At 63.5% G+C, this 16,839-nt stretch carries 12 protein-coding genes and 1 tRNA gene; 7 read left to right on the top strand and 6 right to left on the bottom strand.

Annotation, left to right across the window (positions count from 1 at the left end; translation table 11 throughout):
- Window position 1: 1 nt before the first annotated feature.
- The gene (locus tag AC0L2P_RS00190) at window positions 2-1,852 is read right to left on the bottom strand and encodes an AsmA family protein (protein ID WP_473499060.1); all 1,851 of its coding nucleotides are present in this window, start codon (window positions 1,850-1,852) and stop codon (window positions 2-4) included.
- Window positions 1,853-2,053: 201 nt separating this feature from the next.
- Between AC0L2P_RS00190 and AC0L2P_RS00185 the strand changes: the two genes are divergently transcribed.
- Complete coding sequence (locus tag AC0L2P_RS00185; protein ID WP_473499058.1) at window positions 2,054-4,012, top strand: acetoacetate--CoA ligase; 1,959 nt, start codon at window positions 2,054-2,056, stop codon at window positions 4,010-4,012.
- 341 nt (window positions 4,013-4,353) lie between these two features.
- Here AC0L2P_RS00185 and AC0L2P_RS00180 read toward each other — a convergent pair whose 3' ends face one another.
- Window positions 4,354-8,106, bottom strand: a complete 3,753-nt coding sequence (locus AC0L2P_RS00180; protein ID WP_473499056.1) for a PAS domain S-box protein — start codon at window positions 8,104-8,106, stop codon at window positions 4,354-4,356.
- Between the two features lie 252 nt (window positions 8,107-8,358).
- Here AC0L2P_RS00180 and AC0L2P_RS00175 point away from each other — a divergent pair, with 252 nt between their 5' ends.
- Entirely contained in the window at window positions 8,359-8,817 is a 459-nt protein-coding gene (locus AC0L2P_RS00175) for a phasin (protein WP_352482378.1), read from the top strand.
- A 344-nt stretch (window positions 8,818-9,161) separates the two neighbouring features.
- A tRNA-His gene (locus tag AC0L2P_RS00170) sits at window positions 9,162-9,238 on the top strand.
- Between the two features lie 44 nt (window positions 9,239-9,282).
- Here AC0L2P_RS00170 and AC0L2P_RS00165 read toward each other — a convergent pair.
- Complete coding sequence (locus AC0L2P_RS00165; RefSeq protein ID WP_473499055.1) at window positions 9,283-10,206, bottom strand: LysR family transcriptional regulator; 924 nt, start codon at window positions 10,204-10,206, stop codon at window positions 9,283-9,285.
- A 56-nt stretch (window positions 10,207-10,262) separates the two neighbouring features.
- Between AC0L2P_RS00165 and AC0L2P_RS00160 the strand changes: the two genes are divergently transcribed.
- The 4 genes from AC0L2P_RS00160 (at window position 10,263) to AC0L2P_RS00145 (ending at window position 13,012) form a co-directional block, all read left to right on the top strand.
- A complete protein-coding gene (locus tag AC0L2P_RS00160) occupies window positions 10,263-11,096 on the top strand; it encodes an SDR family NAD(P)-dependent oxidoreductase (protein ID WP_473499053.1) in 834 nt (277 codons plus the stop codon).
- Window positions 11,097-11,185: 89 nt separating this feature from the next.
- The gene (locus tag AC0L2P_RS00155; protein ID WP_473499051.1) at window positions 11,186-11,914 is read left to right on the top strand and encodes an SDR family oxidoreductase; all 729 of its coding nucleotides are present in this window, start codon (window positions 11,186-11,188) and stop codon (window positions 11,912-11,914) included.
- 59 nt (window positions 11,915-11,973) lie between these two features.
- On the top strand, window positions 11,974-12,258 hold the full coding sequence (locus tag AC0L2P_RS00150; protein ID WP_473499634.1) for an Atu4866 domain-containing protein: 285 nt from the start codon (window positions 11,974-11,976) through the stop codon (window positions 12,256-12,258).
- 499 nt (window positions 12,259-12,757) lie between these two features.
- On the top strand, window positions 12,758-13,012 hold the full coding sequence (locus AC0L2P_RS00145; RefSeq protein WP_473499049.1) for a hypothetical protein: 255 nt from the start codon (window positions 12,758-12,760) through the stop codon (window positions 13,010-13,012).
- Between the two features lie 63 nt (window positions 13,013-13,075).
- Here AC0L2P_RS00145 and AC0L2P_RS00140 read toward each other — a convergent pair whose 3' ends face one another.
- From AC0L2P_RS00140 to AC0L2P_RS00130, 3 genes are all read right to left on the bottom strand, one after another.
- On the bottom strand, window positions 13,076-14,200 hold the full coding sequence (locus AC0L2P_RS00140; RefSeq protein WP_473499047.1) for a DmpA family aminopeptidase: 1,125 nt from the start codon (window positions 14,198-14,200) through the stop codon (window positions 13,076-13,078).
- Between the two features lie 26 nt (window positions 14,201-14,226).
- On the bottom strand, window positions 14,227-15,792 hold the full coding sequence (gene xseA, locus AC0L2P_RS00135) for an exodeoxyribonuclease VII large subunit (protein ID WP_473499045.1): 1,566 nt from the start codon (window positions 15,790-15,792) through the stop codon (window positions 14,227-14,229).
- 71 nt (window positions 15,793-15,863) lie between these two features.
- A complete protein-coding gene (locus AC0L2P_RS00130) occupies window positions 15,864-16,820 on the bottom strand; it encodes a LysR substrate-binding domain-containing protein (RefSeq protein ID WP_023716458.1) in 957 nt (318 codons plus the stop codon).
- Window positions 16,821-16,839: the final 19 nt, after the last annotated feature.

Raw genomic sequence — 16,839 nt, 5'->3', positions numbered from 1 at the left:
GCTACTCGCCCGAAACGCCGCGGCTTATCGGCGAGATGAACGGCGTGCTCCACGTGCCGCCGACGAAGAACGACGACTGCTTGGGCGCCTGGCCATTCGTCTGCGTGGCAGTCTGGCTCGGCTGGACGATGCCGCCGGACAGCGCCAGCCCGCGTCCGGCATAGGATGCGATGCCGGAAAGCCAGATCTTGTATTGCGCGGAATTCACCTCGGCCTTGTCGATGCGCGCCACGCCGTTCGAAATGCTCGCCTTGAGCTCGGCCCCGTCGATCGGCAGCGTTCCGTCCGAGACGTCGTCCAGCGCGAAGAATCCGCCCTGTTCGGTGTGCTTGAGGAACGCCGGCAGGTTAAGCCGGCTCAGCGCACCCGCGCCGAACGTCGCCGACAGCGAGCCATTGGCGTTTTCGAAAATGGAGTCCCAGGTTCTGCCAGGCCCCTTGAGGATGACGGAAACGGTTCCAGTGCCGATCGGCACCAGCCGCGTCATTCCGGCCGCAGTGCCGAAAGCGCCGCCGTCGATATCGGAAGCAAGCAGCCGGATCTCGACTTCCGTGCCGGCGGGCTTGTGGTCGAAACGGACGCTGCTCTGGACATTGCCGCCAAAGGCGGATGCATCCGAGATGTCGAAGACGGCAAGGCCGTTCTTGACCTGGGCGGTGGCGGCGACGTCTGCAAGCTGGATGGCGCCGGCCGTGGCATGCGCCGCCGACAGCCTGAGATCGAGATTGATCCGGTCGGCGAAGCTCGTATCGATTTCGCCCGGACCGGTGCCGCCGGCGGATGGCACCGGGGCAAAGGCGGAGAGGAACGATCTGAGGTCGAGCGTATCGAACGCAAGTGTGCCGGAGATCACCGGCAATGCCTCGCCATAGGTGAAGTCCAGCGCGCCCATTCCGGGATTGTTGTCGAGAGTCAGGGCCGTGTTTTCGAATTTGATGCGCGCGGCCGTCGCCGTGATCTTGCTCGAAACCGCGATCGAGCCGATTGCCGCACTGGGCGCGATGCCGGCCTGCGACCATTCGAGCACGCGTCGGAGCGAAGGTGCGGCGAATTTTGCCTGGCCGTCGAAATAGCCGTTTTCCGACATGCTGGCGCGGCCGTCGAACGAAAAACTGGCCGGTGCCGCCTTGAAGGAAAACGTGACCGGTGCTGTGCCGCCGCCAAACAGCACGAGCGGGTTCGGCGATGCGGCGTCGATGGCAACGCTTTCGCCGCGCCATATTCCGGTCGCCGAAAGCGTTGCATTGCTGTTCATCGCCGCCCAGTTCGCCTGGCCGCTCAGGCTGCTCAATATGTCCTGGTCCTTGCCGCCGATGGCAGCCACCACGCGGCCGTCCCTGAACTCGACTGTGCCGAACGGATCTGTCGGCAGCTTGCCGAGATCCGGCTTGGCGGGATTTGTGTTGATCACCGCGCGGGCAGCGTCGATGGAACGCGTAATGCGCCCGCCGCTGGGAATCGCAGGCAGGAAAAACCCGCTTGCGGTACGCTGGACCCTGATCGTCGGTCGCACCAGCCGCGCTGTCGAAAACACCACGTCGCCCCGCAGCGCCGCCATGGCCGAGAGGTCGACCTCGACCCGTTCGGCCTCGACCACGGGCGGCGCATCCGTCTCTGTCCATTGCGATAACGTCACGTCGCTCAGGATCGCCCGGAAATTCGGCCAGACCTCGATGCGCGGCGCGCCGTCGATGGTCACCCGGAAACCGCTCCAGGCGCTCATTTCCCACGCGATGCGGTCACGCACGATGCGGGTCGAGGCGATCAGCGGCAAGGCTGCGACAACCAGCGCGATGACGATGACGGCTGCGCCGATCGCCCATATTCCGCGTCGGATCAAAGGTGATGGCATATCGCCCCGTATGCTTCCATTCCCGACAAGATCGCCCGACGGGTGTAACCCCAGTCGTCACTACGACCTAGGGCTGACGCATTTCAAGTCTTTATGGCCCGGCGATGGCATTTGCGCACACCCTGACCGGCGCGGTCCAACAAAATCTTGCTCTGCTGCATCGCGATATGCATAAGCGATGCAGCCTGCGGAGGAACAATAATGGCTGACGACGCACCGCTCTGGACCCCGACGCAAGAGCAGATCGAAGCGGCGCCGATGACCGCCTTCATGAACGCCGCGGCGAGCATAGCCGGCAAGGCTTTCTCCTCCTATACCGACCTGCATCGCTGGTCGATCGAGGATCGCGAGACCTTCTGGAGCCTGGTCTGGGACTTTTGTGGCATCGTCGGCGCCAAGGGCGAACGCGTGCTGGTCGACGGCGACAAAATGCCCGGCGCGACCTTCTTCCCTGACGCGAAGCTGAATTTCGCCGAGAATCTCCTGAAAAAAAACGGGCTTGGCGACGCAATCGTCTTTCGCGGCGAGGACAAGGTCGAGCGGCGGCTGTCCTGGAACGAACTCCATGCGCTGACCTCGCGCCTGCAGCAGCTTTTCCTGTCGCTCAAGGTGAAGAAGGGCGACCGCATCGCCGCGATGATGCCCAACATGCCGGAGACAGTTGCAGCGATGCTCGCTGCCGCCTCGATCGGCGCCGTCTGGTCGTCCTGCTCCCCGGATTTCGGCGAGCAGGGGGTGCTTGACCGGTTCGGCCAGATCGAGCCTGTCATATTCATCGCGCCGGACGGCTACTGGTACAATGGCAAGGCGATCGAAGTCGCCGACAAGATCGCGGCCGTGGCGGGCAAGCTCGCGACCGTCCGCAATGTCCTCATTGTCGACTATCTCGGCACCTCGCCCGACGTCGCGGCGACCATCGGCAAGGCGGCCGCGCTGGAAGAGGCGCTGTCACCCTTTGCCGCCAGGCCTGTCAGCTACGAGAGGTTGCCGTTTTCGCATCCGCTGTACATCCTGTTTTCGTCGGGCACGACCGGCATTCCCAAATGCATCGTCCATTCGGCCGGCGGAACGCTGATCCAGCACGTCAAGGAAGAACGGCTGCATGCCGGCCTGCTCGACGGCGACCGCTTCTTTTATTTCACCACCTGCGGCTGGATGATGTGGAACTGGCTGGTGTCGGGCCTGGCATCGGGCGCCACCTTGCTGCTCTATGACGGCTCGCCTTTCTACCCAGACGGCAATACGCTGTTCGACTTCGCCGATACCGAGAAGATGACCTATTTCGGCACCTCGGCCAAATTCATCGATTCCGTGCGCAAGGCCGGCCTCAAGCCGATCCGCACGCATGATCTTTCCAGCGTGCGCACCATCTCCTCGACCGGCTCGCCGCTATCGCCGGAAGATTTCTGCTTCGTCTATGAAGGCATCAAGAAGGACGTTCATCTGGCTTCGATCTCCGGCGGCACCGATATCGTCTCCTGCTTCGTGCTCGGCGTGCCGATCGAACCGGTATGGACCGGCGAGATCCAGGGGCCCGGACTCGGTCTTGCCGTCGATGTCTGGGACGATGACGGCCGCCCGCTCCGCCAGGAGAAAGGCGAACTCGTCTGCACCAAGGCGTTTCCGGCGATGCCAATCGGCTTCTGGAACGACCCTGACGGTAGGAAATACAAAGCCGCCTATTTCGAACGTTTCGACAATGTCTGGTGCCACGGCGATTTCGCCGAATGGACCGTCCATGGCGGCCTGATCATCCATGGCCGTTCCGACGCCACGCTCAATCCGGGCGGTGTCAGGATCGGCACGGCGGAGATCTACAACCAGGTCGAGCAAATGCCGGAAATCCTCGAAGCGCTATGCATCGGCCAGGATTTCGACAATGACGTGCGCGTCGTGCTGTTCGTGCGGCTGGCGGCCGGCGTCGAGCTCGATGCCGAGCTGGAAAAACGCATCCGCGCGAAAATCCGCACCGGGGCGAGCCCGCGCCACGTGCCGGCCAAGATCGTTGCCGTCAGCGATATTCCGCGAACCAAATCGGGCAAGATCACCGAACTCGCGGTACGCGACATGGTGCATGGCCGCGCCATCAAGAACAAGGAAGCGCTCGCCAATCCCGAAGCGCTCGAGCTGTTCCGCAACCTGCCGGAATTGGCCGATTAGGTCCTGCAAACGTTCGGGATTGGCCGAAGCCCCTCAACTTCGTCGGAAGCGCTCCGATGTCGCGGCATGGACCGTCACGCGTTCAAACGGCAGTCGGTATGGTTAACGAAATGTCTCCGCCGAATTTACCTAGATTTCATGAGTGGTACACTTTGGTAAATTTTCCAGCGCGGCGGTAAGGATTTGTTAAGGGCCGGCATCGATAGTCGTGCGTAACTTGAGGGAGAAATCCCGTTCCTCTTAGCCCCGAGAGGATCTGATTCGCTCAAGCCCCGTTGTGACAGCAATTCCAATTTCTCAAGGCGTCCTGTTGGACGCCTTTTTTCTTTGCGCAACCATAGCTAACCAGCGAGCACGCGGGTCGAGGGAAAGGCGACTTCGACCAGGGTTCCCTCGCCGGGCGTCGAGTTGATGGTGAACCGGGCCCGGTTCGCTTCGACCATCGCCTTGGTCAGCGGCAGCCCGAGACCGGTGCCGTCGCCGCGGCCGCGCTTCAGCGCGTTGATCTGCTTGAACGGCTTCAGCGCCTGCTCGATCTCGGACTGGCTCATGCCGATACCGGTATCGCGCACGCGCATGACGACATCGCCGGAGATCTCGTAAGCCGTCGACACGATCACCTGGCCGCCGGCCTGCGTGTAGCGGACGGCGTTCGACAGGATGTTGAGCGCGATCTGCCGCACGCTGCGCAGATCGGCCACCACTTCCGGCAGCCGCGAGGCAAAGCTGGAGCGGATGATGACGCGTTCCCGGTTGGCTTGCGGCTGCATCATCGCCACGGTTTCGGCCAGCGTGTCGTTGAGCGACACCGCCTCATAAGCCATTTCCTGCTGGCCGGCCTCGATTTTCGAAATGTCGAGCAGGTCGTTGACGAGATCGAGCACGTGGTTGCCCGAACGGTTGATGTCGCGCAGATAGTCGCGATAGCGGTCATTGGCCACCGGCCCGAATTTCTCGTCGACCATCAGCTCGGAAAAACCGATGATGGCGTTGAGCGGCGTGCGGATCTCATGGCTGATGCGGGCCAGAAAATCGGTCTTCTGCGAGGAGGCGCGTTCGGCGACCGCGCGGGCCTGGGTCAGGTCCTCTTCGGCCCGCTTCCACTGGGTGATGTCGCGCACCACCGCGCAGAAGCCGCTGTCGTTGGGCAGCCTGCCGATGGTCATGAACAGCGGAATGAAGCGCCCCTGCGCCTCGCGTCCGATCACCTCGCGGCCATCGTTCATCACACTCGCGACGCCGGGCTCCGACAAACCCTCGAGATAGTCGCGCGCCGCGCGCTGGCTTTCGATCGCAAACAGCGAGACGAACGGTTTGCCGGTCACCTCGTCGCTGTCGAAGCCGAACAGCGCCTCCGCCGGACGGCTAATTGAACGGATCGTTCCGTTACGGCCGATCAGCACGACGCCGTCGGTGGCGGTGTCGATGATGGTGCGCATTTCGGCAATGCGTGCCTTGAGCTCGGAAACGTCCGGCTGGGTTTGGTCGTCGGCGGCGCCATGTGGAATGGCTGCTGCTTCGTCGTCGCCGGAACGGCGTACGACCAGCATCAGCGCCTTGCCGCTTCCCCAGGGGACGGAGCGTAAGATCGCGTCGATCGGAAACTCCTGACCGTCGCGCGTCTTCAGCCGCAGAGCGCGGTCGCCGCCGTCGGAACTGCCGTCGTCGGCATAAGGGTCGGCAAACAGCGCGCCGAGCCCGCCGGCCTCGTCCAGGGCATTGAGCGTCGCATAGCCAGTCAAGCCCAGGAATTCGTCGTTCGCGTAGTGCAGCTGGTCGCCGGAATGGATAAGCACCGGCACTGGCAGCTTGCCGAGGATCGAGGTATCCGGCCCCTTGTTGTCCTCTCCGGCAAACGCCGACGGCACGAAGCCGTCGAGTTTCAGCGGTGGTGTCTGCGGCCGCTCGATGAGCGGCGCCTGGCCGGCAATTTCGGCCACGGCTGCGCTGTCATCGGACCAATCCTCGCTGTCCTCGGCGTCGCGGAAATCTTCGGCCGTCATGCTGTCGTCCTCGCTACCCCGCGGCGCTTCGGCGATGATCGTTCGATGGTTCGTGCTGGGCTCAACGCCTTCCTGCACTTCATCGCTGGGTTCGCGGTCGGCATAGTCGAGCAGCGATCCGGAAACAGGGCGTGTGACGGGTTCGCCGGCTTGCGCCTCTGCTACCGCCTCATCGGTTTGCTCGCCGTCGAGCCGGGCAAGATCCTTCTGGTCCTCGGCGTCGGTCTCGGGCGGTTCGGCGGCAGCCGCCTTGCTTTCCGGACTTGGCGCCGGCATCTCACCCTTGTCCATCGGGCCGGCTTCTTTCAGCTTCGGCTCGTCGGCCTTGCTGGCTGCCTCGACTTTCTCAACCGGCCTCGGCCTTCCGGCGCTGGGCTGTTCTTCGGCCGCGGTGCTGTCCTTCTTGAGACGCTCGCCAATCTCGCGAAACGCGCTGCGTTCCAGCGTCGAAAGGCCCTTGTCGTTGGCCGGCTGCCGGTGCTCGGCCAGCCGGATCACCTTGTCGGCAAAGCGCCGCTCGGGCTTTGGCACGATGGTCAATGCTGGCACTTCGCCCTTGAACGGATCGGCGGGTTTCGGTGTCTCGGGGAGAGATTCAACGGCTTTCGGCCCGACGGTCGCGGCAGGTTTCTCCTCGGCGACATGGGCCATGCCGGCCGCGTCCGGATCGACCACCGCATCGCCGCTCCTGGCAACGCCGAAACCGCGAAAACCTTCGAAAACGCGGCTGCGGCTGTAAACCGGGAGGGCCGCCAGATCGACGGGTATCTTCAGATCGGTGCCGGCGACCGGCCACAACACGGAGCGGCCCGACCAGGTGTCGCGCCGTTCGAGCAGGCCGGCAATCTCGCCTGAAGCATCGAGGCCATAGGCGGCCGAAACATCCTCGAAGCGGCGGCCAATCACGTCGGCGGCAGGCTTGCCGACGAGCTCGGCAAATTCCGGCGACAAGGCGCTGAACCGGCCCTCCGCGTCGGTACGCCAGACGAAACGCATGGGCGCGGCGGTGCGATCGATCGCCGAAGCGCGCCGTTCGGCCGGGGAGGCGGCTTCGGTGGCCTTTGCGGTGCTTTCCGACGAAGCATCCGCACCGGCCTGCGAAGCGTCCGGGCTGGTCTCGACTTGACCGGACGCAGCTGCCCCGGGCGGGACCTGCGCATCGTCGCCGGCATTGAAGTACCAATGGTCATGCTGCGCCGGCGTTTCGCCAGCCGTGCGGTGATTGTCGGCTGCGTCGGCAGGCTCGTGCTCCGCCGATGCGGAACTGCCTTCGATTGTTGCAAGGTCGATCTCCGCCGCGCCGGTGCTGGCGACTGGCTGTTCGTTGTCCCGATCCGTTGGCTGCGGAAGATCGCCACCGTTCGGCGCCGCGGCTGTCTCGCTGCCGGGTTCCGCGCCGGCGCGCTCGCCATCGGGGGCCTCGCCGCCAAGCCGGTCCTCGTCGATCACCACCAGCAGGTGCCGCTCGTCCGTCAGCCGGGCAAGGCCCGCCGGATAGGAATTGGATCCGCCCGGAACCAGGCGCTTGACGATGCGGTCGCTGTCGTTCGCCACGTCGGCGACAAGCGCGGCCAGTGTCTCAGGCTGAATGCCGAGCGCCGAAAAACCGTGCGATGCGGCGTCGATATTGCCCTTGGCGTCGACAAAGGCGATGTAGTGGCCATCTTCGGCAAAGCCACTGATGGCGCGGTCAGCGATCTCGGCCGCGCTGCGCGAGCCGGTCTGCGCCGCCGGCAGCGCCAGCATGATGGCTTCCTCGCCATCGGGCATGGTCACCGCGCTGGCCAGGAAGCCGACCGCGCGGCTGGTCAGGCCGGTCGCCAGCCGGACCGTGATGGCACGGTCGCGGCCGATCTGCGGAAAACCGCTGGTCGCCATGATCTGGCGCCGGGCGATCAGCGGCAATCCTGCCGAGGCGCCGATGATCGCGCCGATGTCGGGATAGCCGAATACCGCTGCGCCGGGGCCGTTGGCCCAGATCACCTGCTCGAGATCTGCCGACAGAATGGCGATCGCGTCGCCTGCGGCGAAGCGCGGGCGGACCGCGTCGAGCACGGCAACATCGAGGAAGGAGTAGTTTTCAGCCGGCATACGCTTGGCGACCCTCACAGAGCGGGCAATTTGCGGTTAACGCTTTGTTAATAAAAGCCGACGGCGCGAAGGTCCACAAGTCATAGCGTGCAACCAATGGAATCTCTAGGCGCGTGGTTAACGCCACGAGCAAATAATTTATGGTGCGATGCAACAAACATGTTGCAACGCACAAAATTTGCCTTTATGTTGCCATGATACATAAACGAGACGGCTTTTCGCCAAAGCCGCTGCCGCTGAGAAGGATGGAAAATGTCCAGGACCAAGACCGCCGACACGATTGAAAACGTTGAATTCCCGAGCTTCGACGCTTCCAAGGCCACCGACCAGATCCGCGCCTTCGCCGAAAAGGGCGTCGAGCAGTCGAAAGAGGCCTATGCCAAGCTGAAGACCGGCGCCGAGGAGACCCAGAAGGCTTTGGAGTCGACCTACGAGACCGCCAAGACAGTTTCCAGCGACCTGTCGCTCAAGACCATCGCCGCCCTGCGCGCCAATGCCGAAGCCGGCTTCTCGCATTTCGAAGCCCTGATCGGCGCCAAATCGCTGTCGGAAGTCGTCGAGCTGCAGACCGCTTTCCTGCGCAAGCGCGTCGAAATGACCGTCGAGCAGGCCAAGGATTTCCAGGCGGTTGCTGCCAAGGCGGCCGAGGACGTATCCAAGCCGATCAAGACCGCCTTCGAGAAGGCCGTGAAAGAAATTAAGATCGCCTAATATTTGCACACAGTTTGACGATGCATCAAAAGGTCGCATTTCGTCAGACAAATAGATGTGCGATATAGTGGTTTAAGTGAATACCCGGTGGGTGGAACCTCCTCCCTCTGCTCACCGGGATAACCAGCCAGCACCTCCTCCCGCTGGCTCGTAACAGGAAAAGGCCGGCACCTCCTCCCGCCGGCCTTTTCTTTGTCCGGCGAAAAATGACGCGATGCCGGAGCGATCTTTTGCTTTGCCAAAAGCCTTGAATTAAACTCCGATAGCCCGTATGGACGCATCGCCGAACGAGGAGCGGGTCCCGGAGAATGAATGTCCCGTCTGGATCTCGCTCGGGCAAGCGTGCCGTTGTAGCTCAGATGGTTAGAGCGCCGGATTGTGGATCCGGAGGTCGCTGGTTCGATCCCAGCCAACGGTACCATTCAGCTTTTAGCCAGGTTTCTGACCAATAGCGCCAAGCGATCTCTACGACGCTGGCGCGGTCACCTGCGATCCAGGCTGACGCGCACCGCGCAGATGATCCACGAGGGCTCTCAGCTTCGGCGCGATATTCCGTCGGCTGGGAAAATAAAGATAAAAGCCCGCAAACGGCGGGAAATAGCCGTCGAGGATTGGCACAAGCTCGCCGCGGGCGATCCAGGAGCGGAATGTGTCCGCCAGGCCGAACGTGATGCCGGCGCCTGCAACGGCCAGCCGGATCATCAGCCACATGTCGTTGGTCGTGATCTCGGGCGCGACCGCCACATCGAACTCGCGCCCGTCCTCGCCAAACTCCCACCGATAGGGCGAAACTCCCGGCGCCGGCCGCCAGCCGATACAGCGATGCGCCACAAGCTCGCGCGGATGGGCGGGTGCTCCGAACCTTTCGAGATAGCGCGGGGCGCAGACGGCCATCTGCCGCTGATCGCCCGATACCGGCACGGCAATCATGTCCTGCTCGATCAGTTCGCCGAGCCTCACTCCCGCATCATAGCCTTCGGCGACGATGTCGAATTCCTCGTCGGTGACCACAATATCCAGATGCACCTCGGGAAACTTTTCTGCAAAGGACGCCAGCAACGGTCCTGACAGAAAGGCCTCTGCGATCGACGAAACCGCGATCCGCAGGCGGCCGCGCGGGCGGTCCAGAAACTCCGTGGTGGCTTCGATTGCCGCGTTCACGTCGGCGATCGCCGGTGCGACGCTCGCCAGCAGGCGCTCGCCCGCTTCGGTCAGGTTGACGCTGCGTGTCGTGCGCTGCAGCAATGCGATGCCAAGGCGCTGTTCAAGCCTGAGGATGCTCTGGCTGACCGCTGAGCGCGTCACGCCCAGCCGGTCTGCCGCAGCGCGAAAATTGCGTTCCTCGGCCACGGCGACGAAGACGGCAATTACATTGAGATCGATGTCCATTGGTTAGTTATGCTTACCTTAGAGGTTAACAGCGGGCGGGTTATCGCGACAATGCCATGGCTCTATCTCTGTCGCAACGGCAACAAGGCTTGATCCTCCCGATCCAAGCCGAAGCCGGCCGACAAAGGAGATATCTCATGACATCACTCCCTTCTTCCTGGGACCTGGATGGAAAAGTCGCCCTCGTGACGGGCGCGGCACGCGGCATAGGTCGCTGCACGGCGGAACTGCTGCGTGCGCGGGGCGCCCGGATCGTGGCAAGCGATCTCAGCGACAGCGTACGCGAATTGGAAGCAGAGGACGTGGCAACCCTGGTCGGCGACGTCGCCGACGAGGCTCTGGCCAGAGGCTCGGTCGAACTCGCGGCGAAGCGCTTCGGGCGACTGGACATCGTCGTGAACAACGCCGGTCGCACGCTCAACAAGCGTCTGACGGAGACCTCGGTCGACGACTACGACCGCATTCTGCAGATCAACGCGCGCGGCAGCTTCGTCACCGCCCGGACAGCGGTAGAACTGATGGCCGCCGGCGGTGGCGGCGCGATCGTCAATGTCTCGTCGATCTCGGCGGTCGCGGCCTTCGAGACGCAGGCGGCCTATGCCTCCTCCAAGGCGGCCGTCGCACAGCTGACCAAGGTGATCGCGATCGAATACGGGCGCATTGGCATTCGTTGCAACGCCGTTGCCCCTGGCGTGATCGAAACCGACATCATGGAAGGCGTGGTGGAGAATGGCCGGGAGATGCTGCGCAGCTTCGGCGATGCGCATCCGATCGGCCGGATCGGCCAGCCGCAAGAGGTTGCCGAGGCCATCGCCTTTCTTGCCTCGCCGGCGTCCAGCTTCATCACCGGGGCCTTGCTTCTGGTCGATGGCGGCTACACCGCCCAGTGACCCAAACAAGGCTGACGCACCGCGGGAGTTCACCAGGCGCCACCCTTCACATCGTGAAAATAATCGCAAAAACCAAAAGGATCATCTCGATGACCATGAACGAAGTTGTTCTGATCACCGGTGCCTCCAGCGGCATCGGTGCTGGCATTGCCCGCGAACTTGGCGCGGCAGGTGCAAAGCTGATGCTCGGCGCGCGGCGCACCGACCGCCTCGAAGCGCTTGCGGCCGAAATCGAGGCGGCTGGTGGAACGGTTCGCGTGCGAGCGCTCGACGTCACCAGGAGGGCGGACGTCGCAACATTCGTCGACGCCGCCCGGGCCGAATGGGGCCAGGTCGATGTGATGATCAACAATGCGGGCGTCATGCCGCTGTCGGCCATGGCAGCCATGAAGGTCGACGAGTGGGAGCTGATGGTGGACGTCAACATCAAGGGCGTTCTGTACGGCATCGCAGCGGTCCTGCCTGAGATGACGGCACGTGGCTCCGGGCATATCATCAATATCGGTTCCATCGGCGCATTGGCCGTCTCGCCCATGGCTGCCGTTTATTGCGCAACGAAATACGCTGTCCGCGCGATTTCCGATGGGCTCCGCCAGGAGAGTGACGATATCCGCGTAACCTGCATTCATCCTGGCGTGGTGGAAAGCGAGCTGGCGAGAACGATCTCCGACGAAGCCGCTGCCGCCGCCATGAAAACCTGGCGTGCTATTGCCCTGCAACCCGATGCCATCGCCAGGGCAGTGCGCTACGCGATCGAACAGCCCGACGATGTCGACGTCAACGAGATCGTCGTGCGTCCGACGAAGGCGGCGCATTGATACGATCCGCCTTGGCCGCAGTGCTTACGGGTATTGCCGTTGCGGTAGCTCCAACCGGGCTGCCGCTTCCCCAAACTCCAATCCTTGCAGAGGAACCGATGACACACCGAGATCACCCCTATGTCGGACTGTGGGTTACCGAGGATCGCCATGTCAGGCACGAACTCCTGCCGAGCGGCCGTTACGACGAAGCGCGCGGTGACCGCGAGAGCGCCTACCGGGGACGCTATGAAGTGCAGGGCAACCGCATAGAAGACTGGGACGATACGGGTTTCACCGCCGATGGCGAGTTCGTCGAAGGCGTCCTCTATCATGGCGGCATGATCCTTTATCGCCAGCGGTAGAGAGCCATCCTGAGACAAGCACTTCAGGGTTCCACAAGACGCTACTGCATGCCTTGCATGAGGCGCTCGGCAGTTTGCACTGCAAGGCCCGTCACACCACATATCTCCCAGCAAGCGCGGCGGAAGGAAGCAGGGTCGCGGGCAGAGTCGACATTGCAAATGGTTGTCACTATATAACGGCGGCTTCGACGGCTGACCCTGAATTGTGCCGGCGAGAGCGCGATAAATATTGCGACATCTATTGTGATCTGCAACGGCTTGAAAACCGAAAAAAAGCAAATAGAAACAACAGCGCGGGTCGAACGAGTTTCGTCGAGAGAATCAGTCCACAAGAACCGAAACGTGCTCCTTGAACCCACCATTCCCTTCAGCTCTGTGGACCTCGGACAAGTTCGGCTTGCGGGGCGAAGCCGACTCGGCTCGAATGGCAGCACGCATCTTTTCGAAGGTGCCGACGTTTATCATTACCAACCGGCATAGCCGCTAGGGAAACAGCAGTATGAGTGAACACGCGATCGAGTTCTTGCGCGGGTGGATTGGCGAAAAAGTTCATTGCCAGCCCTCGCCAGCCAGAATCGAGAAGCAGGCCGAAACCCTCGCCAGGGAATGTACGGCCAAGGCCGCCGAAGCCGGCATACCCCTGGAGGATATTCAGGAAGAGGTCGGTGACATTCAGGAACTCATTGCTTCAAGGCTCGAAGAGGCGGCCGAGGCCGAGCAGGACGAGCTGCATTCGAACAAGCCTACCAGCTGACGGATCGCCCCGGCTGAACCTGCCGGGCCGTCATCGCCCGTCCGATGCAGTTGCGCGAGCGTATCACCGCGCAACTTTGCCAAATCTCTCCTCAAGCCATGTCTTCGGCAACGCCGGCACGAAATTGCCGTTGCGCCCGGTCATGTCTTCATTGGCGACCAGAGCGTTGAGGATTGCTTCCTCCACGCTCTGAACGACGGCGTCGAAGAACGGGTTGACGTCGGCATCCGGTATATAGCCGGCGCTGACCAGCTTGCCGACCGCGCCGGACGCCGCATCGGCATTGGCCGTGCTGAAGGCCAGAAAAATATCGCCGGATGAATTGTATCCGTAGCCGCCGGTCAGCGCGATGCCGAGCGGCACGCGTTTCGCCAGCCGTTTCAACTGGTGCGGCATGAATGGCGCATCGGTGGCGACGATCGCAATGATCGAGCTCTTTTCCGCTCGCGGCGTGTTGTCCCGGATCGCCGGTTCGGCGAGTTCAGCGCCGGCCCTGATGCCACGGATGACGAGCTTTCGCCGTGCACCGAAATTCGACTGGACGAAGCAGCCGATCGTGAAGCGCGCTCCGTTCCAGTCGACGCTGCGCGAGGATGTGCCCGATCCTGCCTTGAAGCCGAAGGTGATCATGCCGGTGCCGCCGCCGACGCTGCCCTCTTCGATCGGCCCGGTTTCAGCCGTTTCGAGTGCCGAAAACACGTGCTCGAAGCTTACGTGATGGCCGTTGATGTCGTTGAGAAAACCGTCGTAAGTCTCACCCGCCACCGGCAGTGCCCAGGCGCTGTCGAGCGCTCGCGGCAGGACCGTCTGCATCCAGCGCAACGTTGCGTCGCGGCTGACGCCGCAGGAATGCGTGTTGGTGATGGTGATGGGAAGATTGAACGCTCCGAGTTCCTCTATCAGATGCGAGCCGGTCAGCTCGCCATTGCCATTGGCGCTGAACACGCCGGCGAATGCCGGGACGGCCAAATCGCCTCTTGGCCGTGGCAGGATCGCGCTCACGCCGGTGCGTACCGGACCCTTGCCGACGACGAGCGGACCGTCCCCTGAGATCAGCGTCGCATAGCCGACCGTCACGCCAGGCACATCGGTAATGGCATTGAAGCGGCCTGGCGTGCCCTCGAATGGGATCGCGAAGGCGCGGGCGCGCGGTTTGCCCGAAGGCGTCGCAAGATGCGGGTCGGTCATTTCACCTCAAAAAGTTTTGGTCTTCCTCAGAAAAGCGAACCTTGGCCGCCCGGCGCCTTGAGCTTTGCCGCGGGCTTGGCAACCGTCTTCGGCCGCGCCGTGCCACTGATGGCGACTGCATCGGCGGTGCCGTCGGCGAACTCCAGCGAAAGCGCCATTCCCGAGGCCACTTCCGCCGCATGCTTGACCACCGCGCCGTCGACATCCTTGACCAGCGCGAAGCCTCGCGCCAGCACGGCCTTGTGCGAGAGCGTCGCCAGCAGCCGGTCGGCTTGCGTCAGCTTTCCACGCAGGCGGTCCAGCCGCCGCGAAATCGCCTGGTCCTGCCGTCGCGTTAGGGCCAGCAGGGCATCGCTTTGCAGTTTCTGCCGTCTTGCGATCGGCGCCGGTGACAGTCTGGTCGCCGTGCGCGAAAACCGCGCCCGACGCTCGCGCACGATGGCGAAGAACGCCGCTTGCGCACGGGCGATGTCGCGGCGGGTCAGTATGCGGGCTTCATTCATGCGCCGCGACAAGGTCGCCGGTGTCAGCCGCTGCCCGAGAAGCCTGGCCCGCTTGCGCTCGACGCTGACCGACAGCGCCCGGCCGAGCCGGCTCGTCGCCTCGTCGAAGCGCCGCCGCGGCAGCGCCAGCAACTGGTCGGGCGAGGGCAGCGCACGGGCGGCTGCGCGCGCCGCTTGCCGCTTGCGTTCGAAATTGCGCGACAGTGCGGTCTTCAACCGCGCGCCAAGGCCGGCAAGCGCCGCTTCGAGGTCGACCTTGACCGGCACGGCGATTTCGGCGGCGCCTGTCGGCGTCGGCGCTCGCACATCCGCCGCCAGATCGACTAGCGTCCAGTCGGTCTCGTGGCCGACGGCGGAAATCAACGGAATGCCCGAGGCGGCGACGGCCCGGGCGAGCGCTTCGTCGCTGAAGCCCCACAGATCCTCCAGGCTGCCGCCGCCGCGCGCCACGATCAACAAATCGGGCCGCGCGATGGCGCCGTCCCATGGCAGTGCGTTGAAGCCGTTGACGGCAGCGGTCACTTCCGCACCCGCCGTCTCGCCCTGCACCCGCACCGGCCAGACCAGCACGTGCAGCGGAAACCGGTCCTTGATGCGGTGGATGATGTCGCGGATGACGGCGCCCGTCGGCGAGGTGACGACGCCGATGACGCACGGCATGAACGGCAGACGCCGCTTGCGCGCCGCATCGAACAGGCCTTCGGCCTGCAGCCGGCGCTTGCGCTCGTCCAGCAGCGCCATCAGCGCACCGGCACCGGCCGGCTCGAGATTGTCGATGACGATCTGGTAGTTGGACTTTCCGGGATAGGTGGTGAGCCGGCCGGTGGCGATCACCTCCATGCCTTCCTCTGGACGGAATTTCAGCCGGCTCATTGTGGTCTTCCACACCACGGCGTCGAGCCGCGCGCGATCGTCCTTCAGGCAGAAATAGGCGTGGCCCGAGGAATGCGGTCCGCGATAGCCGGAGATCTCGCCGCGCACCCGCACATTGCCGAAGACGTCCTCGACCGTGCGCTTCAGCGCGCCGGAAATCTCGCTCACCGTGTATTCGGTGGCGTTGGTGCGTGATTCGGATGCTGCGTCGCTCATCGGCCGATTGGGGGACGGTTGTTGGCGGGCGTCAAGGCGGCCGTGTTCGCTATCCGCCCCAATTGCGATCTTCACCAGCCCGGCAGGATCTGGTTCGGCTTGGTCCGCTTCATCTTGGCGAAGGCGAGGGCGGCGAAATCGAACGTGCCAGTCTCCTCGCCGAGCGGCACGGAAATGTTGTCGAGGCTTTCCGAGATGTGGCGCGCGAGCGCATCGACGATCTCCGGCCGCGAGGTCTGGCCGCGCATGATGCCGATGCGGCAATCGGGCAGGGCGCCGAAACCGTCGGCCTCGCCCAGTACCCGCATGCCGGGCCTGAGCGCACATTCCGGCAGCACCGAGATCGCCAGGCCGGAAAGCACCGCGGCGGCAATGACGGTGGCCGAGAAGCTGGTGAACAGGATGCGGTAGTCGCGGTTCTGCTGGTCGAGCACGTCGGCGGCGGCCCGCCGCCAGATGCAGTTCGGCCGGCCGAAGGCCATCGGCAGGATCGGCTGCTCATGCGTCGCATGGTTGGCCGAGGTAACCCACAGCAGCGGTTCGCGCCGCACCACTTCCGACTGGCCGCGCGCGTCATTGTGTGTCACCAGCGCCAGGTCGAGATTGCCGCGCTTGATGTGTTCGACCAATCCCGGTGTCGGCTCGCAGATGACGGTCAGTTCGACATGGGGATTGGAACGGGCAAACCGCGCCATGATCTCTGGCAGGAAGCGATCGGCATAGTCGTCCGGCGTGCCGATGCGGATGGTGCCTTCGAGCCGGCGGTCGTCGAAGGCGGCCAGTGTTTCCTTGTTGAGATAGAGCAGCCGCCTTGCGTAGGAGAGCAGCCTGTCGCCTTCCTCGGTGAGCCTGTTGGTGCGGCCGTCCTTTTCGAACAGCGGCTTGCCGATCCGTTCCTCCAGTCGCCGCATTTGCATCGACACCGCAGACTGGGTGCGATGCACCGCTTCCGCCGCGCGGGTAAAGCTTCCGGTGTCGACAATCGAGATGAAGGTCTGCAACTGATCGAGATCGAGTGGCGCTTTCATCGGTCCAATCCATCATTGA

It is taken from the genome of Mesorhizobium sp. WSM4836 (assembly GCF_055811815.1).
Note: the sequence above shows the minus strand (reverse complement) of the source record. Positions and strands in the feature narration are given on the sequence as shown.

Bases quoted from the DNA above. Each gene is read 5' to 3' on its own strand.
- AC0L2P_RS00190 (WP_473499060.1), bottom strand. From the start codon at position 1,852: ATGCCATCACCTTTGATCCGACGCGGAATATGGGCGATCGGCGCAGCC.
- AC0L2P_RS00185 (WP_473499058.1), top strand. From the start codon at position 2,054: ATGGCTGACGACGCACCGCTCTGGACCCCGACGCAAGAGCAGATCGAA.
- AC0L2P_RS00180 (WP_473499056.1), bottom strand. From the start codon at position 8,106: ATGCCGGCTGAAAACTACTCCTTCCTCGATGTTGCCGTGCTCGACGCG.
- AC0L2P_RS00175 (WP_352482378.1), top strand. From the start codon at position 8,359: ATGTCCAGGACCAAGACCGCCGACACGATTGAAAACGTTGAATTCCCG.
- AC0L2P_RS00165 (WP_473499055.1), bottom strand. From the start codon at position 10,206: ATGGACATCGATCTCAATGTAATTGCCGTCTTCGTCGCCGTGGCCGAG.
- AC0L2P_RS00160 (WP_473499053.1), top strand. From the start codon at position 10,263: ATGGCTCTATCTCTGTCGCAACGGCAACAAGGCTTGATCCTCCCGATC.
- AC0L2P_RS00155 (WP_473499051.1), top strand. From the start codon at position 11,186: ATGACCATGAACGAAGTTGTTCTGATCACCGGTGCCTCCAGCGGCATC.
- AC0L2P_RS00145 (WP_473499049.1), top strand. From the start codon at position 12,758: ATGAGTGAACACGCGATCGAGTTCTTGCGCGGGTGGATTGGCGAAAAA.
- AC0L2P_RS00140 (WP_473499047.1), bottom strand. From the start codon at position 14,200: ATGACCGACCCGCATCTTGCGACGCCTTCGGGCAAACCGCGCGCCCGC.
- xseA (WP_473499045.1), bottom strand. From the start codon at position 15,792: ATGAGCGACGCAGCATCCGAATCACGCACCAACGCCACCGAATACACG.
- AC0L2P_RS00130 (WP_023716458.1), bottom strand. From the start codon at position 16,820: ATGAAAGCGCCACTCGATCTCGATCAGTTGCAGACCTTCATCTCGATT.